This window comes from Maribacter dokdonensis DSW-8, from assembly GCF_001447995.1.
Lineage (GTDB): Bacteria > Bacteroidota > Bacteroidia > Flavobacteriales > Flavobacteriaceae > Maribacter > Maribacter dokdonensis.
Genome location: NZ_LDPE01000002.1, coordinates 84429 through 105155 on the forward strand (window position 1 = coordinate 84429; position 20727 = coordinate 105155).

20 protein-coding genes are annotated in these 20727 nt (G+C 35.5%); 8 read left to right on the forward strand and 12 right to left on the reverse strand.

Features of this window, described 5'->3' with window-relative positions:
* The first annotated feature begins 64 nt into the window (after nucleotides 1–64).
* Nucleotides 65–526 carry an ASCH domain-containing protein gene (locus tag I600_RS09970; RefSeq protein ID WP_058104397.1) on the forward strand — a complete coding sequence of 154 codons (462 nt, stop codon included), beginning with the start codon at nucleotides 65–67 and terminating at the stop codon, nucleotides 524–526.
* Nucleotides 527–593: 67 nt separating this feature from the next.
* On the opposite strand, the gene I600_RS09975 is transcribed toward I600_RS09970, so the two are convergent.
* The 4 genes from I600_RS09975 to I600_RS09990 all read right to left on the reverse strand — a co-directional run bounded on the left by I600_RS09975 (nucleotide 594) and on the right by I600_RS09990 (nucleotide 4568).
* Complete coding sequence (locus I600_RS09975; RefSeq protein WP_058104398.1) at nucleotides 594–1733, reverse strand: Gfo/Idh/MocA family protein; 1140 nt, start codon at nucleotides 1731–1733, stop codon at nucleotides 594–596.
* 151 nt (nucleotides 1734–1884) lie between these two features.
* Entirely contained in the window at nucleotides 1885–3114 is a 1230-nt protein-coding gene (locus I600_RS09980) for a nucleoside permease (protein ID WP_058104399.1), read from the reverse strand.
* Nucleotides 3115–3558, reverse strand: a complete 444-nt coding sequence (locus tag I600_RS09985) for a DinB family protein (protein WP_058104400.1) — start codon at nucleotides 3556–3558, stop codon at nucleotides 3115–3117.
* Between the two features lie 17 nt (nucleotides 3559–3575).
* A complete protein-coding gene (locus tag I600_RS09990) occupies nucleotides 3576–4568 on the reverse strand; it encodes a sugar phosphate isomerase/epimerase family protein (RefSeq protein ID WP_058104401.1) in 993 nt (330 codons plus the stop codon).
* A 171-nt stretch (nucleotides 4569–4739) separates the two neighbouring features.
* Here I600_RS09990 and I600_RS09995 point away from each other — a divergent pair, with 171 nt between their 5' ends.
* From I600_RS09995 to I600_RS10005, 3 genes are all read left to right on the forward strand, one after another.
* The gene (locus I600_RS09995; protein ID WP_058104402.1) at nucleotides 4740–6452 is read left to right on the forward strand and encodes a GMC oxidoreductase; all 1713 of its coding nucleotides are present in this window, start codon (nucleotides 4740–4742) and stop codon (nucleotides 6450–6452) included.
* Nucleotides 6452–7099 (forward strand): gluconate 2-dehydrogenase subunit 3 family protein, encoded by a 648-nt coding sequence (locus I600_RS10000; RefSeq protein ID WP_058104403.1) that lies wholly within the window; start codon nucleotides 6452–6454, stop codon nucleotides 7097–7099. Before I600_RS09995 ends, I600_RS10000 begins: the two co-directional genes overlap by 1 nt.
* 77 nt (nucleotides 7100–7176) lie before the next feature.
* Nucleotides 7177–8100, forward strand: coding sequence for a hydroxypyruvate isomerase family protein (locus I600_RS10005; protein ID WP_058104404.1), 924 nt, complete (start codon nucleotides 7177–7179; stop codon nucleotides 8098–8100).
* A gap of 557 nt (nucleotides 8101–8657) precedes the next feature.
* On the opposite strand, the gene I600_RS10010 is transcribed toward I600_RS10005, so the two are convergent.
* The 4 genes from I600_RS10010 to I600_RS19195 all read right to left on the reverse strand — a co-directional run bounded on the left by I600_RS10010 (nucleotide 8658) and on the right by I600_RS19195 (nucleotide 13459).
* The gene (locus I600_RS10010) at nucleotides 8658–11138 is read right to left on the reverse strand and encodes a ribonucleoside-diphosphate reductase subunit alpha (RefSeq protein WP_058104405.1); all 2481 of its coding nucleotides are present in this window, start codon (nucleotides 11136–11138) and stop codon (nucleotides 8658–8660) included.
* 122 nt (nucleotides 11139–11260) lie between these two features.
* Nucleotides 11261–12247 carry a ribonucleotide-diphosphate reductase subunit beta gene (locus I600_RS10015; RefSeq protein ID WP_058104406.1) on the reverse strand — a complete coding sequence of 329 codons (987 nt, stop codon included), beginning with the start codon at nucleotides 12245–12247 and terminating at the stop codon, nucleotides 11261–11263.
* A gap of 491 nt (nucleotides 12248–12738) precedes the next feature.
* On the reverse strand, nucleotides 12739–13296 hold the full coding sequence (locus tag I600_RS10020; RefSeq protein ID WP_157490882.1) for a hypothetical protein: 558 nt from the start codon (nucleotides 13294–13296) through the stop codon (nucleotides 12739–12741).
* 22 nt (nucleotides 13297–13318) lie between these two features.
* A complete protein-coding gene (locus I600_RS19195) occupies nucleotides 13319–13459 on the reverse strand; it encodes a hypothetical protein (protein WP_157490883.1) in 141 nt (46 codons plus the stop codon).
* Nucleotides 13460–13764: 305 nt separating this feature from the next.
* Between I600_RS19195 and I600_RS10030 the strand changes: the two genes are divergently transcribed.
* Both I600_RS10030 and I600_RS10035 read left to right on the forward strand, forming a co-directional pair.
* Nucleotides 13765–14499, forward strand: coding sequence for a LytR/AlgR family response regulator transcription factor (locus I600_RS10030; RefSeq protein ID WP_058104409.1), 735 nt, complete (start codon nucleotides 13765–13767; stop codon nucleotides 14497–14499).
* Nucleotides 14500–14645: 146 nt separating this feature from the next.
* Nucleotides 14646–16481 carry a tetratricopeptide repeat-containing sensor histidine kinase gene (locus I600_RS10035; RefSeq protein ID WP_082642952.1) on the forward strand — a complete coding sequence of 612 codons (1836 nt, stop codon included), beginning with the start codon at nucleotides 14646–14648 and terminating at the stop codon, nucleotides 16479–16481.
* Here I600_RS10035 and I600_RS10040 read toward each other — a convergent pair.
* Nucleotides 16474–17043: a DUF3109 family protein gene (locus I600_RS10040; RefSeq protein ID WP_058104410.1), complete on the reverse strand. Its 570-nt coding sequence runs from the start codon at nucleotides 17041–17043 to the stop codon at nucleotides 16474–16476. The genes I600_RS10035 and I600_RS10040 overlap by 8 nt on opposite strands.
* 115 nt (nucleotides 17044–17158) lie before the next feature.
* On the opposite strand from I600_RS10040, the gene I600_RS10045 reads away from it, so the two are divergent.
* Both I600_RS10045 and I600_RS10050 read left to right on the forward strand, forming a co-directional pair.
* On the forward strand, nucleotides 17159–17737 hold the full coding sequence (locus I600_RS10045) for a MarC family protein (RefSeq protein WP_058104411.1): 579 nt from the start codon (nucleotides 17159–17161) through the stop codon (nucleotides 17735–17737).
* Between the two features lie 38 nt (nucleotides 17738–17775).
* Nucleotides 17776–17979, forward strand: coding sequence for a hypothetical protein (locus tag I600_RS10050; protein ID WP_058104412.1), 204 nt, complete (start codon nucleotides 17776–17778; stop codon nucleotides 17977–17979).
* Here the strand turns inward: I600_RS10050 and I600_RS10055 are convergent.
* From I600_RS10055 to I600_RS10065, 3 genes are all read right to left on the reverse strand, one after another.
* Nucleotides 17976–19601, reverse strand: a complete 1626-nt coding sequence (locus I600_RS10055; protein ID WP_058105103.1) for a S41 family peptidase — start codon at nucleotides 19599–19601, stop codon at nucleotides 17976–17978. The two genes, I600_RS10050 and I600_RS10055, sit on opposite strands and share 4 nt — an antisense overlap.
* Before the next feature lie 14 nt (nucleotides 19602–19615).
* The gene (locus I600_RS10060; RefSeq protein ID WP_058104413.1) at nucleotides 19616–20053 is read right to left on the reverse strand and encodes a deoxycytidylate deaminase; all 438 of its coding nucleotides are present in this window, start codon (nucleotides 20051–20053) and stop codon (nucleotides 19616–19618) included.
* 85 nt (nucleotides 20054–20138) lie between these two features.
* Nucleotides 20139–20723 (reverse strand): HupE/UreJ family protein, encoded by a 585-nt coding sequence (locus I600_RS10065; protein ID WP_058104414.1) that lies wholly within the window; start codon nucleotides 20721–20723, stop codon nucleotides 20139–20141.
* Nucleotides 20724–20727 lie beyond the last annotated feature (4 nt).

Genomic DNA, 20727 nt, shown 5'->3' on the forward strand with positions numbered 1-20727 from the left:
TACTGAAATTTATTATAAAGAATAGCGTTTACTACAAACTATACATTACAGAAAATATTAATCTATGGAGAATGCATCGGCAAGAAACATGTGGGGAAGTTATTTAAAAAACCACTTGGAAGACGTTTTTCACGAAACGCCTAAAACTATGTATTTTGGCGACAATGAAACCGACGCAAATGAGAATGCCAATTTAATTAAAACCGGTGTTAAAAAAGCGATTACACATTCTTTGTTAGGCCTACAAAACCGTCATGAACCCTTACCTAAAATAGGAGACTATATTGTGGTAACCAATTATAATGGTGAAGCACAATGCATAGTTGCTACCACCGCAGTTACAATTAAACCTTATTTTAGTATTGATTCGGCTTACGCCCAACTTGAAGCAAACGGGGATAAAACGTTAGAGTACTGGAAAAAATACCATTGGGACCTTTTCAGTAGAGAGTTGCAAAAATTCAATAGGGAACCTAGGGAAAGTATGATCGTTGTCTGTCAAGAATTTAAAATGGTACATTCCTAGTTTTTCATTTTACAACATAAAAAAGAGCCGCAAAATGCGGCTCTTTTATTTTCTACGATATAATGGATTAGTTTTCTAGCGCTACCCAATTATTACCGCTTTTGTGCGATTCTACGGTAGCTTCTATGAAATTCATACCGCGAACACCATCTGCCATGGTGGGGAACTCGCCATCATTGTAATCTTCTCCTCTAATGGCCTTTGCAACACCTTTGTAAATATTCGCCATAGAATCAAATATACCTTCAGGATGACCTGCTGGCAATTTTGTTCCGTCTAATGATAATTCAGAGTTATAGGCATGACCAGGCTTATAAACTTGCGTAGGCTCCGTATCACTTAATTTATATAAAAAATTAGGTCGTTCTTGCTCCCATCTAAATGCTCCTTTTTCACCATAAATAGCAATAGCCAAACCATTTTCCTCACCTGTGGCAACCTGGCTACCTCTAATAACACCTTTTACATGATCTCCCATGCGAATAAGTACGGTACCATCAACATCCATTTGATTGTCTTCGTATAGGTAATTGAAATCACAAAGTAGCTCTTTAACTTTTAATCCGGTAGTATATTCTACCATATTAAAAGCATGAACACCTATATCGCCCATACAAGAACTAATACCCGCTTTTTTAGGATCCAATCTCCAAACTGAAGATCTTTTCTCTTTATCATGTATAATGGTATTGATCCACCCTTGGTAATAAACGGCATCAACCTTATGTATTTTACCCAAAGCACCTGCTTTGATCATTTCACGCATTTGACGTACCATTGGGTATCCGGTATACGTATGTGTCAAAGCAAAAACGGTACCTGCTTTGGCATGTGCCTTTTGTAAATCCTTGGCTTCCTCTAACGTTGTGGTCATTGGCTTTTCGCAAATAACACTAAAACCATTGTCCAATAACTTCTTTGCCATTGGGTAATGCAAGAAATTTGGTGTTAGAACAGAGCATACCTGTATACGCTCATCTTCAGGCAATTTCAACTCCTCTTCTATAAGGGTGTCAAAATCTTTGTATATTCTATTTAAGGGTACATCTATTTCCTTTGCAAATGCAATACTGGCATCATGATCCGGATTGAACACAGCACCTGTAATTTGGTAATTGTCATTAATAAAAGAAGCTACTCTATGTAAAACTCCTATAAGTGAATCTCCTCCTCCACCTAATATTCCTAATCGTATTTTCTTTGGCATTTTTGTTGTTGTTTAAATTGAAAATAATATTTACTAAAATTTGTTGGATTACTATTATCTATTTTGAAATATTGAAGCCATTTATCTATAAAATAAAGGCTATTTGTACTAATGGTCTATTGATTTTTGGGGCTTAAATTAAAGAATTTATCTAAGATTGATAATCTATTTTCTCCGTTTTGAAAAAAATAGCGAATAAAATAAAAACAACTAATGCAAAACCAGCCGGATACATCCAAATGGTTTGCCATATATGTTTCCCATCATTTATTACATACGCAGAAGATATTTTACCTGCTACCCAAAAACCTATGAGCATACCTACCCCATAAGTTGCCAATGTAATTAGACCTTGGGCAGAGCTTTTAAATTTTTCACCAGCTTTGCTATCCGTATAAATCTGTCCTGAAACAAAGAAAAAGTCATAACAGATTCCGTGTAATGCAATTCCGATTATCAGCATAAAGCCTAGCTCGTTTACATCTCCAAAGGCAAAGAGCAAATAACGTACTACCCAAGCGGCCATGGCAACAAGAATAGTTTTCTTAAAACCGAACTTGGTGAAAAAATAGGGCAATAAAAGCATAAAGGCAATTTCAGAAACTTGCCCCAATGTCATTTTACCGGTAGGATTGTTCATTCCTATCTCTACCAAAAAAGGATTGGCGTTCTGATAGTAGAATGCCAAAGGAATACATATTAAGACCGATGACACAAAAAATATCAAGAAGTTCTTGTCCTTAAACAGAGTTAAGGAATCTAAACCCAGTATTTCTTTGAAACTAATCTTACCCGTAGTTGCCGCTCTTGGTGGTGTTTTAGGTAATGTAAAACTAAAAACACCTAGTATGACCGATGCAATTGCGGTCATCAAAAATGTATTTCTAAGCAGACCATCTCCAATATTGATGCCTTGGTCCCAATTAAACACATAGCTGATCGATAGGCCGGCTATTACCCAACCCAATGTTCCAAACACACGAACCAAAGAGAATTCCTTGGCAGGGTTTTTCATTTGATTGAAAGAGATCGAGTTCACCAATGCCAATGTAGGCATGTACAAAATCATATATCCTAAAACCAAAATATAAAAATCATCAAATTCGGTTGTTCCGTACATGAAATACATAAGTACCCCGCCTAGAATATGTAAAACTCCCAAGATTCTTTCCGCATTGAAATATCTGTCCGCAATAATTCCTATAACAAAGGGAGCTATAATAGCCCCCCAAGATTGTGTTGAAAATGCCAATGCTATTTCCCCATCTGTTGCTTTTAAGTTATTCCCTAAAAAAGTGCCCAATGTTACAAACCATGCACCCCAAATAAAAAACTCTAAAAACATCATAAAGCAAAGCTGTGCCCTAACTAAACTTTTCATCTATCTTCTATAATAAACATAATCAAAACCTATTGGCTTCTTCTCATTATTTCTAAAATCCACAGCAATTTGACCGCGGTGATTGGTAGAATGATTTATGATATGGAATAGAATATCCTGAACGGTATTTGTAAAAAGTCTACCCTCCGTATTCTCATAATCTATGCGCTTTTCAAAATTATCTGCATTGGAGATAATCTCAAAAGATGTACGCTGATTATCATAATGAATATCTGACCAGTCCTTTATCTCATGCTCTTGCCAAATCTGCAATTTGCTAGGCTTATCCACCAATCTAGCATTCCATATATGGTGCGCGTTCAGAATATGGCTAAACAAACGTACCGCGTTTGCCGGTACGTCGTCTAGCTCTGAACATTGCTCGATCAATTTTTTATTACAGTGAAAATTATAGTCGAAAATTTCATTAAAAAAAGCTTCCATACATCATTCCATAAAAATTATTCTATTTCATTTGAGGCTTTTATCAATAAGTCTCTAGTAGCAATAATACCGGCTTCTTCGCTAATTTCAGAACCTTCATATTCTACACCAATAAAACCTGTATAACCTGCGTCTTTAACAATCTGCAACATTTGTACATAGTCTATACCTGTATCATACCCATCGGTATCAAAATTATTTGATTTGGCACTAACTGCCTTTGCATAAGGCATAAGTTCTTTAACCCCCTTGTATTTATCATACTCTTTAAGACAATCCCAACTATCTGGCTTACGTTCTATGCAGAAATTACCAAAATCGGGTAGACTTCCACAATTATCCATATTTACAGTTTTCATTACCTCCGCATGAAGTTCACCGTTAGAAGAGAGTCCCCCATGATTTTCTACCAAAATATTAATATTCTTGGTTTTTGCATAGGTAGCTAATTTTGTTAATCCGTCTACCGAATTTTTTATCCATTCTTCTGGCACGGTACTACCATTAAGATTTACTCTAATGGCATGGCAACCCATTGCTGCAGCAGCATCTACCCATTTTTTATGTTTTTCTACGGTTTCATTTCTTTCTGCTTCATCATTGACCGCCAAATTACCTTGGCCATCGATCATGATCAACACATTTTTCATTCCGTGCTTTTCAGCTTCGGCATTAGATTTGGCAACAAAATTTGCCATAGCCTCTTCAGAGTAATTTGCTTTTTCAAGTTCCGGATTGTACAATTGGCTAACATACTCTAATCCGGTAAAACCCCAATTTTTAGCTTTTTCGGCAAAAGAATACGGATCTACGCCATCTTCCCTAATCATTTTATGCATAGACCACTGCGCGAGTGATAAATCAAAAAATGGTTCGGCATTACGTGTTTCTTCTACTACTTCAGGTTCTGCCACTTTTTCTTTCTTGGCGTCTTTACAGGAGTAAGTACCTAATACTAATAGTCCAACACATACTGCTGTTGTAATCTTAATAAACTTGTTTGTTCTCATTTTTGGTTGTTTGTTGTTGTTTGAATAATATTCTCAATCGTTTGCGTAAAACCATGTCTAGATTTTATACATATGCAAGATGCATATTTTAGCGAATTTCGCAAGAAGAATGGACAATAAATGTATAGAATTAATTTAATATTTAATAAATTTAGAGATTAAACAACTTTTATGAGCAAATTTTATTACAATGAAGAGCAGGAGTCCTATGACGCTATAGTTGTAGGAACAGGAATTAGTGGTGGTTGGGCCGCAAAAGAATTATGTGAAGCCGGCCTTAAAACACTAGTTTTGGAAAGAGGTCGAATGGTAAAACATATTGAAGACTATGAGACCGCCAATATGGACCCATGGGATTTCCCGAATGCCGGGCAACCAACAAAGGAAATTATAGCACAACAACCAAAACAAAACAGAACAGGCTATACTACAAACCAAGCCAGTCACATGTGGTTCGTTAATGACCTTAAACATCCGTACAACGAAACCAAACGATTTGATTGGATGAGAGGTTACCATTTAGGTGGACGTTCTTTACAATGGGGCCGTCAAAGTTACCGTTTGAGCGATATTGATTTTGAAGCAAATAAAAAAGAGGGTATTGCCGTAGATTGGCCTGTACGTTATAAAGATATAGCACCTTGGTATGACAAGGTAGAAGAATATATAGGGGTAAGTGGAGAGAACTTAGGTTTGGAACAATTACCTGATGGTAAATTTCTACCTATGATGGAGCTTAACTGTGTTGAGCAGGAATTTAGGGAAAAGGTTGCGGAGAATTTTGATGGCCGTGTGGTAACAGCTGGTAGAACGGCCCATATTACAGGAACAAAACAATTTGACGGAAGAAGTAAATGTCAATTTAGAAATAGATGTATTAGAGGTTGTCCTTTCGGAGCTTACTTTAGTAGTTTATCATCAACATTACCGGCAGCGGAAGCTACAGGAAACATGACTTTAAGACCAGACTCTATTGTACATGAAGTAATGTATGATCCAAATACAAAAAAAGCAACAGGTGTAAAAGTAATTGACGCAAACACCAAAGAAACTTTTGAGTTCAAAGCAAAGGTGATTTTCTTATGTGCATCGGCCATTGCCTCTACATCTATATTAATGCAATCTAAATCTGAAACGTTCCCTAATGGTATGGGTAACGCATCTGATCAATTAGGACGTAATATTATGGACCACCAATTACAAGTGGGTGCGTCTGGTAAGTTTGATGGTTTTGATGATAAATATTACAAAGGAAGAAAGCCAAGCGGTATCTATATTCCAAGATTTAGAAATTTAGGTGGTGATTCTGACAGAAAAGATTACAAAAGAGGATTTGGATATCAAGGTGGTGCCTCTAGAGGTAATTGGGAAGAAACCATTGCCGAGCTATCTTATGGTAAAGATTTAAAAGATGCCGTATTAAAGCCAGGTGGATGGACGTTCGGTATGATGGGCTTTGGTGAAGTATTGCCATATGAGAACAATAGATTTACCCTAGACTATGACAAATTAGATGACTGGGGACTGCCTACCGTTACATTTGATGCCGAATTACAAGAAAACGAGCTGAAAATGCGAAAAGACATGCTAGAATCTGCTGTAGATATGTTAGAAAAAGCAGGTTTAAGAGATGTAAAAGGATATGATAACGAAAGTGCATTAGGTTTAGGTATTCATGAGATGGGAACTGCCCGAATGGGAAGAGACAGAAAAACATCGGTATTGAATGGTAACAATCAACTACATGATGTACCAAATGTTTACGTAACAGACGGTTCTTTTATGACCTCTGCAAGTTGCGTAAACCCATCTTTAACATACATGGCCTTTACGGCAAGGGCTGCAAACCATGCAGTAGAAGAACTTAAAAAAGGAAATATATAATGGATAGAAGACGCGTATTAAAAAACATGGGGCTGTCACTTGGATATATGGTTGCAACCCCTACATTATTATCAATTGTACAAAGTTGTAAAAGTGAACCAGCAATTACCTGGACTCCCGAATTTCTAGCTCAATCCCAAGGTAAAGTTTTAACAAAATTGGTAGACATCATTTTACCTAAAACAGATACTCCCTCTGCTTCTGAAGTACAAGTAGATATTTTTATCGACAAATTTGCAAAAGATGTTATGGAAAAGGAACAACAGGATTTCCTTAAAATGTCAATGACCAAATTTATTGATAAAGCGTTGGCAGATTCTGGTAAGGAAAATGCCGAAGATCTTACCACCGAAGACTTAGACCCAGTATTGGCAAGTTCTTTGAAATACACAAAAGATCAGCAAGCAGAAATGTTCGAAACTATCAATAGTTACACAAAAGCTATATCTGAAGGTACAACTGCTGAGATAGATGATGAAATATCAAGATTTGCATTTGCCAACAACTTGAGAGGAATGACTATTTGGGGCTATAAAGCGTCTGAATATGTAGGTGAAGAAGTATTGGCATATTTACCTGTACCGGGTGAATACGTAGCATGTGGAGATATGCAAGAGCTTACAGGTGGTAAGGCATGGTCCTTATAACCATATAACTTTCTAATTATTAAAAGCCAAGAACTTGATCTTACATAGTTCTTGGCTTTTTACATAAAAAACCACTTATGAAAAGAAGAAATTTCATTCAAAAATCCGCATTGACCACAGGGGCCATTTCATTAGGTAGTAGTCTAGCTTATGCTAACTCTATGAACCAGAAACCAAAAGTTCATAAATACAACCTGAAATATGCTCCCCATTTAGGAATGTTCAAAAATCTTGCAGGTGAAGATCCTATAGATCAATTAAACTTTATGGCCGACCAAGGTTATACCGCATTTGAAGATAATGAAATGCGTAAAAGACCTATTGAACTGCAAGAAAAGATAGCAAAAACCATGAAGGAACGCGGTTTGGAGATGGGCGTCTTCGTAGCACATGAAATACATTGGAAAACTCCTAATCTGGCATCTGGGGATAAGGCAAAAAGAGTAGAGTTCTTAAATGATATTAAAAATTCTATAGCGGTTGCCAAGCGGGTGAACGCCAAATGGATGACAGTAGTACCCGGACATTTAGATTTGAAACTAAAAATGGGCTACCAGACTGCCAACGTTATTGAAAGTCTTAGACAGGCATCAGCTTTACTGGAACCACATAATATTGCAATGGTATTGGAGCCTTTAAATTTCAGGAATCACCCAGGATTGTTCCTGACGGATTCGCCCCAAGCCTATGAAATATGTAGAGCAGTTGATTCACCTTCATGTAAAATATTGTTCGATATCTACCACCAACAAATACAAGAAGGCAATTTAATACCCAATATGGAAGCTTCTTGGTCTGAAATAGCCTATATACAAATTGGAGATAACCCCGGTAGAAAAGAACCCACAACTGGCGAAATAAACTATGACAACGTATTCAAATGGATTCATGAGCAGGGTTATGATGGTATTTTAGGCATGGAACATGGAAACTCTAGAGAGGGCAAAGAAGGTGAACTCGCCGTAATTGAAGCATATAAAAAAGTAGATAGCTTTAAATAGGGTTCAGCAACACTATGACCGATTAGTAAAAGAAGAACTGAATGTATTTCATCGAAAAATAATATTTATTCGATGAAATACATATTCACTTTGTAAGAATTAACCTACTTATTCGTTCTTTTGTATATGTCCCAATACCTACAAGCAATACTCGTCTATGCCGGTTTATTACTGGCTTCAAAATTATCTTTTTACATCTATAAGAAGATAAGGTTCAATTCATTTGAATTATTTCAAATGAGACTAACCTATAAATGGTTCAACTTTAAACACGCTGTAAGATTAATGTATCACAGTCTTTTTAACGATACCATTAAATTTCCGTAATCCAAACAGGTTTTTAATACGTATATATCTTATACCCTTTTACTTAAGTTATGGAAAACTACATTACAATATTAATGATATATGTAGCCGCGTTGGTATTTACGACGGTATTAAAGCCATATATCACAAACGATAAATAAACGCCCCCTTACTTAACCTCCGGCTTAGCCGTATGTAAAAAAGACCCCAAAATGTGGGGTCTTTTTTATGGTTATTTTTAAAAATGGTATTTAAGAACCACACATTAAACAATCATCATCTGCCTGCCCTTCCTTAGCCCTAGCAATCATTTCTTTCATCTCCTGAGGTGACAAAGGTGCTATATCCAATTCTGCTTGAGGAGCCACTTTAGAAACCTTTGTATCTGTAATAACCACTTCACTGTCTATTGCCGTAACAACTTCTGTCTTCTTCACCTCATCTGTGGCTACAACATTTTTCTTACTGTTATCCAATGTAAACTTGATCGCATCAACAGCTGCTTTGGTACGTAAATAATACATTCCAGTCTTTAAACCACTCTTCCAAGCATAAAAATGCATTGAAGTAAGTTTAGAATAATTGGCATTTTCCATAAACAAGTTCAAGGACTGGCTCTGATCAATAAAGTAGCCTCTTTGTCTAGACATATCTATAATGTCTTTCATACTGAGCTCCCAAACCGTTTTGTACAGATCCCTGATATCTTGGGGTATTGTTTCTATATGTTGAATAGATCCATTGGCTCTCATAAGCTCTTGTTTCATACTCTCGTTCCACATACCTAAACCAACAAGATCTTCTAAAAGATGTTTATTGACCACAATAAATTCACCTGAAAGAACGCGTCTGGTATAAATGTTAGATGTATAAGGTTCAAAACACTCATTGTTCCCTAATATTTGCGAAGTGGATGCAGTGGGCATAGGTGCTACCAAAAGAGAGTTTCTTACACCATTGGTCTGCATTTCTTTACGAAGTTTTGCCCAGTCCCATCTACCGGATAATTCATCATCTTTTACTCCCCACATATTATATTGAAATTCACCTTTGGACATTGGAGAACCTTCAAATGTGGAATATGGACCTTCTTCTTTGGCCATTTCCATAGATGCCGTAACCGCACCAAAATATAAAGTTTCAAAAATTTCTTGGTTTAATTTTTTTGCATCGTCACTTGTAAAGGGCATTCTCAGCATTATAAAAGTATCTGCAAGACCCTGTACACCTAAACCAATAGGTCTATGGCGCATGTTTGAGTTCTCCGCTTCTTTAACAGGGTAGTAATTTCTATCAATGACCTTATTAAGGTTTTTAGTCACTCTTTTGGTTACCTTAAACAATTCTTTATGATCAAACTCACCGTTTTTTACAAACATAGGTAACGCAATAGATGCTAAATTACACACGGCTACCTCATCTGGCGACGTATACTCCATGATTTCGGTACAAAGATTTGATGAACGTATGGTTCCAAGATTCTTTTGATTGCTCTTACGGTTGGCTGCATCTTTATACAACATATACGGTGTGCCGGTTTCTATCTGCGATTCTAATATTTTTTCCCAAAGTTCCCGCGCCTTGACAGTTTTGCGCCCTTTACCTTCAGCTTCATATTGTAGATAAAGTTTTTCAAACTCATCACTATGTCTATTAAACAAATCTGGACATTCATTAGGACACATTAAAGTCCAATCTTCATTGGCTTCTACCCTTCTCATGAACAAATCTGAAATCCACATGGCATAAAACAAATCCCTTGCACGCATTTCTTCCTTACCATGGTTCTTTTTTAGGTCTAAAAATTCAAAAATATCGGCATGCCAAGGCTCAAGATATATTGCAAAACTACCTTTACGTTTACCACCACCTTGATCTACATAGCGAGCAGTATCATTAAACACTTGTAGCATGGGCACTATACCATTTGATGTACCGTTTGTACCAGCTATATAAGACCCAGTTGCTCTAATGTTATGTATAGATAAACCTATACCTCCTGCAGATTGGGAAATTTTGGCGGTCTGTTTTAAAGTATCATAAATACCATCAATACTGTCATCTTTCATAGCCAAAAGAAAACATGATGACATTTGAGGCTTTGGTGTTCCTGAATTGAACAATGTTGGCGTAGCATGTGTAAAGAACTTTTTAGACATTAGTTCATACGTTTCTATAGCAGCATCAAGGTCATTTAAATGTATACCTACGGATACTCGCATTAGCATGTGTTGTGGTCGTTCTGCAATTTTACCGTTGATTTTTAATAAGTAAGAACGCTCCAAAGTCTTAAAACCAAAATAGTCATAGCTAAAATCTCTATTATAGATGATCGTAGAATCTAATCTTTCTGAATTTTCAGCAATTACCTTATGAACCTCATCTGATAATAAAGGGGCCTTTTTACCAGTTCTAGGGTTTACATAAGTATATAGGTCGTTCATGGTTTGTGAGAACGATTTTTTAGTATTCTTATGTAAGTTAGATACAGATATACGTGCAGCCAATTTTGCATAATCTGGGTGTGTGGTAGTCATTGTTGCCGCTATTTCCGCTGCTAGATTATCTAACTCAGATGTAGTTACACCATCGTAAAGACCTTCTATTACCCGCATAGCTACCTTTAGCGGATCAACAAGACCATTTAGACCATAACATAACTTACGTACACGTGCGGTGATCTTATCAAACATGACCACTTCTTTTCTTCCATCTCTTTTAACTACGAACATTTGGCTACAAACAATTAAGGGTTAATATTATATTTACGTTATTAATGTTAAAATTTTAACATTTTAAATGATGACACAATTTTCCCGTATACTTCTATTGGTAAAATTGTGCACTACATTAATTAGAAATCAGCATCAAAGCTAATTTTCTGGGAATCATCATCTTTATCCTTGTTCAAAACGCCTGCTTTCTGATATTCAGAAACACGTTTTTCAAAGAAGTTGGTTTTACCTTGTAAAGAAATCATATCCATAAAATCAAATGGATTGGAGGCATTGTACACTCTATCACATTCAAGTTCAACCAATAACCTATCTGTTACAAATTCCAAATACTGCGTCATTAATTTAGAGTTCATTCCAATTAAACTAACCGGTAACGACTCTGTAATAAACTCACGCTCAATATCCAGGGCATTGGTCAAAATTTGAGTAATACGTTCTTTTGGCACTTTATTCATTAAATGCTTGTTATGCAGGTGAACCGCATAATCACAATGCATGCCTTCATCTCTTGATATAAGTTCGTTAGAAAAAGTTAGACCTGGCATTAAGCCCCTTTTCTTTAACCAGAATATGGAACAGAAGGCACCGGAGAAAAATATACCTTCTACTGCTGCAAAAGCAATTAATCGTTCTGCAAAACTTGGCGACTCGATCCAATTTAAGGCCCAATCTGCTTTTTTCTTTATTGCTGGAAAATTTTCCAAAGCTTTGAAAAGAACATTCTTTTCCTTTTCATCTTTTACATAAGTATCTATCAAAAGTGAATAGGTTTCAGAATGAATATTCTCCATCATTATTTGAAATCCATAAAAGAACTTTGCTTCGGCATATTGAACCTCACTCACAAAATTTTCAGCCAAATTCTCATTAACAATACCATCGGAAGCTGCAAAAAATGCAAGAATATGTTTTATAAAATAACGCTCGTCATCATTCAGTTTGTTATTCCAATCATTTAAATCTTCATGAAGATCAATCTCCTCCGCTGTCCAAAAACAAGCCTCACATTTTTTATACCATTCCCATAAATCATCATGTTTGATAGGAAAAATAACAAAGCGATCATCATTTGGCTCCAAAATAGGCTCTAAAGCTGCGGACATATAATTTAGATTTAAAATTAGTAGTGAAAAAGAAATAGTTTTCTTCTCTGAAGGTACTAACAAAGATTTAAAATTGCATTGAAAATATAAAGTTAGTTTAGGTATTTTGACCACAAAGTTTTTAACACCGTGTGTTGAAATGTACCTGTACTCCTAGTGTTCATTAACCTTTGCGAAATAAGGACTTAGCATTAATTTTAGGTAAACTTTAAACATGATTTTTTTAAACCAAAAAGTATAAAAAATCATACTCAATGGTTTATTAAAACTAGCTTATAAAAAGAGGTAAAACAGGTAAGTGTATTCCATAAAAAATGTACGGCCCCACTAATGCTTCTATTATGAAAAATGCCCACCAAAACTAATAAAGGTAGTTCCCCCGAAACCTTTTCTTAGAATGTAATCATACGACTAATCGTATTTATACTATATGGCGCTCAAACATTAGATATAAGGCAACATACACTACCTTATAAAGAACCGTACTATTTTTAAACTTTTATTAGTGCATTGAAAGAGCCCTTGACATTCAAAGATTCTCCGTTAGCATTTTCTAATTGTACTTCTAAATTTCCATCAACTTTATTAGAAATACTTTCCTTTATTATAACATCACCAGATTTCACAAAGAAAGGCAGTTCACCTACCTCACTTAAATCGGCAAAACCATATACACCGCTGAACCTATTGATCAGACAATGAATGTTTTTAATTTTATGTTTACCGACCGAAACACCAACGTCATCAGTATTAGTCGATGCGATAACAATTTCCAGATTATGCATCTTGTTAGTATCACAATCAGAAAAACTCAACACTAATTTATCTGCAATATTTCCAAAGTTATCAGGTTCAGTAATTCTCTTAAACGATGCAAAACCGTCTATATGAAAATTAGTACTGCCTATGATGTTAAAACTACAAGTGCCATCATCCAATTTATTATTAGTAACCCCAACTTTTGACCCACCACTTAATAGCATAAATGGTACAATACCAAAGCAAACTAACTTCAAAAATTTACCAACAAACCGAAAACTATTCTTCATGATCATTAGTTGAGTTTTTGAATTATGGTCTGGTCACTTTATTTTGTTTTAGTTCAATAGCTACTTCCAATCCCTCATTAATTGGCTCTTCACCTTCCATAAAATGAGATGCAATCAATAAGATTACAATAAAAAATGCCAACATATAACCGCATTTTCTCATTTCAATTTCATTTATAATATACTGAAACTCTAGGCTAAAGGTAATTTTAAGCTGAAACAGCAAACACCTATTTTGTATAATCTGCACTCTTTTATGTATAATCGGAGCATGAAAAATTCAAAAGAATTTTCATAAATATAATTTGTAGTATTTTTCTTTCTTTTTGTATTTATAAATCCAAATAATCGCCACCTAGTCAAAATATACCGATTACACTAAAATTAGATCCATTGACACAAAATAGCATTCAAAAACCATACAAAAACTTAATTTTTCATAACTTTCTAACTTGATACCCTAACCTTATGCTACAAGCTGTAATTGTTGATGATGAAATAAAAGCACTGCAAAGCTTAACGTGGGAGCTCACTAATTTTAGTGATGAAATCAATGTAATTGCCTCATTTACCAATCCAAATGAAGCACTTACCTACTTAGAAAAACACACGCCAGACTGTCTATTCTTAGATATAGAAATGCCCACAATGGACGGTTTTCAATTCATTAGAAAACTGACCAACAAAAATTTTCCTGTTGTCATAACTACCGCCTATAACCAATATGCCTTAAAGGCCATTAAGAGTCAGGCTCTAGATTATCTATTAAAACCGATCGATACCGATGATTTGGAAGAAACCATTGCAAAGATCAAAAAATTCAACAATAACAATTTTTCTGTCGAGAAATTGGAAATGGTGCTTTTAAACTATAATTCAAGAGCCATACATAAGCGTATTACTTTAAATACCGACGGCAAATTGTTATTTCTAGAAAGCGATGAAATATTATACGCAGAATCTGATGGTAACTACAGCACCATTTTTTTAACAGATGGTCAAAAAATAGTGTTAACCAAAAAATTGAAAGAGGTAAATGAATTACTACCTTCCGATTCATTTTTCAGAATTCATAATTCATACATCATTAATTTAAATAAAATAAAGGAATTCTTGAAGACAGATGGTTACGTGGTATTAAAGTCCAACCATAAAATACCTGTTTCCAGACAAAAAAAATCAGATTTTTTAGACATGTTGTAAGTCAACATCCGTAAAAACCATTTCAAAGCTTTTCTAAAATAATAGTGTACATCATTAGGTATAAAATTCCATTCTTACTTCTCTATGCTTTAGTGCTGTCTTTTTACGGTTACTCGCAAGACATATCTACTGTTTTAAAGGAAAACATGGACAGCCTTTTAACGGTAGTACCAGAAACCCGTAAAGAAATTAATGATATTCTAAAACCATACAGTAATGACAGCACATCGCTTCGTTATATTCAAGAAAGGTCAATTACCAAAAAGTATGTTTTAGGACAAGTATATGCGCTCAATCAACTTGGTTCATTGTACCGTGATCAAGCACTATACCAAGAAGCCTTAGCCTTATACCAAGACGCACTCCAATTATCGGTTGAAGCAAACAATATAGAATTTAGGGTCTACAGCCTAAATATGATCAGCAGTGTATATTCAAGGACAGAAGCCATTAAGTCCTCATTGGACTATAGTCAAAATGCACTTGAATTGGCTGAAACTGTAGCTACACCCAGCGACGGACTCAAAAAGAGCATTATAGCGTCTTTAAATAATATAGGAGCAACCTATCAAATGCTTGAGCAGTATGACCTGGCCATAGAAAAGTACGAGAGATCGATGATTCTTGAAAAAGAATTGGACGATAAACTGGGCTTGGCCATTAACCATAAAAACCTGGGCGAATGTTATGAAGCTCAAGGCAAATTGGAGCCCGCTTTAAAAAACTTCAGAAAATCCCTTGTTTATTATGAGATTATGGACTCTAATAAGGGCAAAATAACGTGTAACTACAACATTGCCCATGTATATGTCCATCAAGGTAAAATTCAGGAAGCTATAGACATTCTACAATCAAATTTGTTGAAAGCAATTTCCTTAGCTGACAATAAACTCATTACTACCATTTACATAAACCTTGGCTGGGCCTTTATTCGTTTAGGGGATTATAATGCCGCAGAAACCAATTTAGAATCTGGTTTAGCATTGGCAAAAACGAACAAACTGAACGCGGAAATAGCAGAAGCAAATAAATTTCTATCTGAACTATGGATCAAACGTGACGATTACCAAAAGGGAATGCGTTACTATAAAGATTTTAAAAAATATGAAGAACGCATAACAAGCTCACTCAACCTTAGGTATGTGAATGATATGATTTTACGATATGAATCTGAAATGAGGGCCAATCAACTAGAACGTCTTGCAGAAGAGAATGAATCTGTTCGTTTAAAGTTGAAGAAAAACAAGACCATGTTGATTATCATAGGTATATCACTTATACTATTGATAGGTATTTTATACATTCTCTATCGCCAGAGTCAATTGAATGCAGATAAAAAGCTATTGACATTGGAACAAAGTATGCTTCGGAGCCAAATGAATCCACATTTTTTATTCAATTCACTGAACTCAATTAAATTATATATCATAAACAATGAGAAGAAAAATGCCGTTCATTACCTCAACAAATTTTCAAAACTGGTAAGAAAGATACTTGAGGCATCTTCCCAACGCGAGATTTCACTGGCAGAGGAACTAGAAACTGTTGAGCTTTATATGAACATAGAGAACATTAGGTTTTCTAATGAAATCAACTTCAACGTCCATATAAAAGACGACATTGATATTCATAACATTAAAATTCCATCGCTAATTCTACAACCGTTTTTAGAAAATGCATTATGGCACGGACTATCTTCAAAGGAAGGAGCCAAAAATATTGACTTAGAAGTAAAAAAAGGTAAAAACGGCTTTATAGAGATAGTTATAACCGATAATGGCGTAGGTAGAGATGCTGCAGAGCGAATAAAAGACAGTAAAGTACTTAAAAGAAAATCTGTTGGCATCGATATTACCAAAGAGCGTTTAGCAAATTTCTCCCGTGACTATGAAAACTATTTCCACGTTGATATCATTGACAAATTCGATGATGATACAAATCCGATCGGCACACAGATCGTAATTTATATACCTACTATTTAAGATGGTCCGTAGCTACCTCTTCTAACTCTTTATACCAAGCCTCACCAAATTTTCTGATTAACGCTTCTTTCACAAACTTATAAATAGGCACTTTTAATTCGTCACCCAAGGCGCAAGCAGGGTCGCAAATATGCCATTTATGGTAATTAACCGCAGTCAATTCTGTGTACTCTCGAACTCTTATAGGATATAAATGACATGAAACCGGTTTTTTCCAGTTGATCACACCTTGGTTATAAGCCTCTTCAATACCACATTTGGCAACTTTTTTTTCATCAAAAATTACGTAGGCACACTCACTACCGTTTACTAACGGAGTTTCCCATTCACCATCTTCTCCCTTAACAAAAGCTCCTTCTTTTTCAATAACCGAAATTCCCTCAGGTCTTAGAAAAGGTTTTACTTTTGAATAGATATCTACCATAATTTCCGTTTCACTATCCTCTACGGGAGCACCTGCCTCTCCGTCTACGCAACAACCACCCTTACAGGCGCTAAGATTACAAACGAAATCATTCTCTATTATTTCCTCAGATACTATGGTTTTCCCTAATTGAAACATGGCTTAGTTTAAAGGCCGCAAGATACATATTTTAAAAAAGTCTTTGAGATGGATTATTTTAAGAATAAAGATCCAAATGCATACATAAAACGTAAATTTGCAAAAAATTTGAAAGATGGAATTTCATTTTAACTTAAGGGAGATTGCTACAGCTAGCATGGTTCTTTTTGCCGTAATAGATATTTTAGGCAGTATACCCATTATCATAGGGTTACGCAAAAAGGTTGGGCACATACAATCTGAAAAAGCTTCTGTTGTAGCTGCCGTGATCATGGTAGCCTTTTTGTTCCTTGGTGAGGAGATATTGAACTTGATCGGTATTGATGTAAATTCATTTGCCGTTGCGGGAGCTTTTATTATTTTCTTTTTGGCTATTGAGATGATTTTAGGCATTACCCTATACAAGGATGACGAACCAGAGAGTGCATCTGTTGTACCCATTGCCTTCCCATTAATTGCGGGTGCCGGTACATTGACCTCTTTACTTTCTTTAAGAGCTGAATATTATGTAGAAAATATAATCGTTGCCATTATCGTCAATATTATATTCGTGTTCATAGTATTGAAATCATCGGGCAAGATCGAAAAAATGCTAGGCAAAAATGGTGTTAATGTAATTAGAAAGGTTTTTGGGGTAATTCTTATGGCCATCGCCGTTAAATTATTCGCCGCTAACATTAATCAACTTTTCTAGACCGTTAGAAGGTTGTACTTTTATAAAAACAAGATTATATGAGCAAGACGTTATCCATTATATTCATAGTTATTGCAATTGCTTTAATTGCCTATAATGTTACATTGGTAAATTTTGCAGATCCTTTTGAAAAGAACAGTACCATTGCATTGATCGGTATTATGGCATCTTTATGTGCTATAGTACTACTTTTGGTATTTGTAACCAGCAAGAAGATTCAGGATAAGATGAACCAAGATTAGTTGTAGGTCTTAATTGCGCCAGACTCTTGCTGTTCGATACCACCACCATCTAACTCTAATACTTTCTGCAGCATTAAGTCCTCATCTGCCTTAATTTTGGCATGTATATTTGTATTGAACAGTTGTTCTGCAATATTAGCCTTTAAGAACAGCTTAATGCTATTCTCATGCTCATAGAAGTTCATTCTTAGGTTTCTATCTACCGAATACTCCACAAACTTTTCAAAAAGGATATCATCAACATTAAAATCGTTCACGAACTCCTCTTGGGTATACTGGGCATACCGGTCACGATCTTCATCTAAATGTTCAAATACAAAAAATGAAATAAAGCCCAAATTATCCATACTATCCACTGCCTCTTCCTCATTTGAACCGATAGGCACAAAGACATCCGGAATTATTCCGCCACCGCCATAGACCACTTTTCCCTTAGGGGTTACAAATTTCAATGAATCTGCCACTTTTATGCTATCAACCGAAATCATTTCGCCACTATGATATCTGTCGGTAAAACGTTGATAATAATCTTTAGTGCCATTTGCGTATGTTTTCTGAATACTTCTACCCGTTGGGGTGTAATATCTAGAAACGGTCAGTCTAACTGCAGAACCATCGCCTAAAGCCATTTCTCGCTGTACCAAACCTTTACCAAAAGAACGACGACCAACAATGGTACCTATATCATTATCTTGTAACGCACCGGCAACAATTTCACTAGCGGAAGCAGATCTTTCGTTGATCAAAACATAAATAGGCTTATCTTCAAAACTACCTTCGTCAGTTGCGAAACTTTTACTGATCTTTCCCTTCTTATTCTTAGTAAACAAAATTAGTTTACCATCTTCCAAGAACTCGTCCGCCATTTCTTCTGCCATACCCAGATAACCGCCTGGATTATCCCTTAGATCAAGAACCAACTTGCGGGCACCACGCTTTTGCAATTTCCCTAAAGCATCTTTAAATTCTTTATAGGTAGACTCAGCAAAACGATTCACTTTAATATAGCCCATATCCTTTGTTAGCATGTAGAAGGCATCTACACTTTTTAAAGGCACTATACCACGTTTTACTTTAACGTTAAACGTTCTATTTTCAGACTTTCTAAAGACAGTAAGGTCAACCGAAGTACCTTCTTTACCTTTTAGCTTGTCCACAATAATTTCGCTAGGAAAATCATGACCGTAAAGCGTGTCTTCATCAGCCATTAAAATACGATCGCCAGGTAAAATTCCCTTCGCATAGCTAGGACCATCCTTAACGGTTTTGATTACTGCAATGGTATCATGATAAGAGTAAAAATTAATGCCTATACCAACAAAATCACCTTTCATATTATCTGCTACGCTAGACATTTCCTTTTCTGAAATATAGACCGAATGGGGATCTAATTTTTCTAGGATACTATTCACGGTAACATCGACTATACTATCTGTATTTACATCGTCTACGTACTCGTAATCAATGTAATCTATAAGTCTGTTTAATTTATCTTTTTTGGAATTGGTAGAGAATAGTCTTTCGGGAGAATCATTAAAATTCAGTTTTCCACCAATAAAAAACCCTAATGCAAGAGCAGAAGCGATAATTAAAGGAAAAAGAGCACTGTATTTTTTGTTCATCATTAGTGTTAACGTTAGTTTGTCACATTTATTTCTGGCATATGTTCTATTTCAACCCCAGCTTTCTCTAAAAATTTTAATCCCGAATCATCTTTATAACCAACTTGATACACTACACGTTTAATGCCAGATTGATGAATTAGTTTACTACATTCTCTACAGGGAGATAAAGTAATGTACAAAGTAGCCCCTTGGCAAGATTGTGTTGAACTGGCAACCTTAAGAATGGCATTGGCCTCTGCATGCAAAACATACCACTTGGTATACCCATCTTCATCTTCACAATAATTTTCAAAACCGGTAGGGGTACCGTTATAACCATCAGATATGATCATTCTATCCTTGACGATAATTGCACCTACCTGTTTTCTTTTACATGACGATAATTTTCCCCATTCCGTGGCCATTCTTAAATAGGCCCTATCGTATTTTAATTGTTTTTCTTTCTTCATGAACGGTGAGCTTTATAAAAGCGCATAACCCTAAGTTACCTGCTTTGAACAGTAACAACATTATGTTAGGCTAAACTTTAACAATCTAAAAAGGAAATGTTTCATATAACAACGGTAAGGTTATCAGTATCACAACAATACTGCCTACCAATATAAAAACACGCTGTTTTACATTCATTAATGTTTGGACAACAAAAGCTAGGACCAATACCATCAAAACAATAACCACTTGAGATAATTCTATTCCACCAGCAAAACCCAGTAAAGGTGCAAGCTTATCTTCTTCACCCATAATCATCATCTTAAAGTAGTTGGAAAAGCCAAAACCATGAACCAGGCCAAAAAAACCTGTTGCCAACATATGAAACCAAATTGTTCTATTTTCTTTAAGCAACATTACATCTACTATATTGAACAACGCTGTTGCTAAAATGGTTACAGGTATTAAAAACTCTATCCAAGTAGCATCTACTACCATAATCTCATAAACCGAGAAAACCAAAGCTAAACAGTGGGTTACCGTAAAAACGGTTGCCAACCATAATACGTTTTTCCAGCTTTTAAACGTAAATGGTAGCGCCATCGCCGTCAAAAAAAGGATATGGTCATATGCATTGATATCCAATACATGTTGCAAACCTAATTTTATATAAAACCAAAATTCTTGCATTGCA

Bases quoted from the DNA above. Each gene is read 5' to 3' on its own strand.
- I600_RS10010 (WP_058104405.1), bottom strand. From the start codon at position 11,138: ATGTTCGTAGTTAAAAGAGATGGAAGAAAAGAAGTGGTCATGTTTGAT.
- I600_RS10030 (WP_058104409.1), top strand. From the start codon at position 13,765: ATGCTACAAGCTGTAATTGTTGATGATGAAATAAAAGCACTGCAAAGC.
- I600_RS10045 (WP_058104411.1), top strand. From the start codon at position 17,159: ATGGAATTTCATTTTAACTTAAGGGAGATTGCTACAGCTAGCATGGTT.
- I600_RS09985 (WP_058104400.1), bottom strand. From the start codon at position 3,558: ATGGAAGCTTTTTTTAATGAAATTTTCGACTATAATTTTCACTGTAAT.
- I600_RS10040 (WP_058104410.1), bottom strand. From the start codon at position 17,043: ATGTTTCAATTAGGGAAAACCATAGTATCTGAGGAAATAATAGAGAAT.
- I600_RS10055 (WP_058105103.1), bottom strand. From the start codon at position 19,601: ATGAACAAAAAATACAGTGCTCTTTTTCCTTTAATTATCGCTTCTGCT.
- I600_RS10000 (WP_058104403.1), top strand. From the start codon at position 6,452: ATGGATAGAAGACGCGTATTAAAAAACATGGGGCTGTCACTTGGATAT.
- I600_RS10050 (WP_058104412.1), top strand. From the start codon at position 17,776: ATGAGCAAGACGTTATCCATTATATTCATAGTTATTGCAATTGCTTTA.
- I600_RS09970 (WP_058104397.1), top strand. From the start codon at position 65: ATGGAGAATGCATCGGCAAGAAACATGTGGGGAAGTTATTTAAAAAAC.
- I600_RS09980 (WP_058104399.1), bottom strand. From the start codon at position 3,114: ATGAAAAGTTTAGTTAGGGCACAGCTTTGCTTTATGATGTTTTTAGAG.
- I600_RS10065 (WP_058104414.1), bottom strand. From the start codon at position 20,723: ATGCAAGAATTTTGGTTTTATATAAAATTAGGTTTGCAACATGTATTG.
- I600_RS10020 (WP_157490882.1), bottom strand. From the start codon at position 13,296: ATGAAGAATAGTTTTCGGTTTGTTGGTAAATTTTTGAAGTTAGTTTGC.
- I600_RS09995 (WP_058104402.1), top strand. From the start codon at position 4,740: ATGAGCAAATTTTATTACAATGAAGAGCAGGAGTCCTATGACGCTATA.
- I600_RS10005 (WP_058104404.1), top strand. From the start codon at position 7,177: ATGAAAAGAAGAAATTTCATTCAAAAATCCGCATTGACCACAGGGGCC.
- I600_RS10035 (WP_082642952.1), top strand. From the start codon at position 14,646: ATGGACAGCCTTTTAACGGTAGTACCAGAAACCCGTAAAGAAATTAAT.
- I600_RS09990 (WP_058104401.1), bottom strand. From the start codon at position 4,568: ATGAGAACAAACAAGTTTATTAAGATTACAACAGCAGTATGTGTTGGA.
- I600_RS09975 (WP_058104398.1), bottom strand. From the start codon at position 1,733: ATGCCAAAGAAAATACGATTAGGAATATTAGGTGGAGGAGGAGATTCA.
- I600_RS19195 (WP_157490883.1), bottom strand. From the start codon at position 13,459: ATGAGAAAATGCGGTTATATGTTGGCATTTTTTATTGTAATCTTATTG.
- I600_RS10015 (WP_058104406.1), bottom strand. From the start codon at position 12,247: ATGTCCGCAGCTTTAGAGCCTATTTTGGAGCCAAATGATGATCGCTTT.
- I600_RS10060 (WP_058104413.1), bottom strand. From the start codon at position 20,053: ATGAAGAAAGAAAAACAATTAAAATACGATAGGGCCTATTTAAGAATG.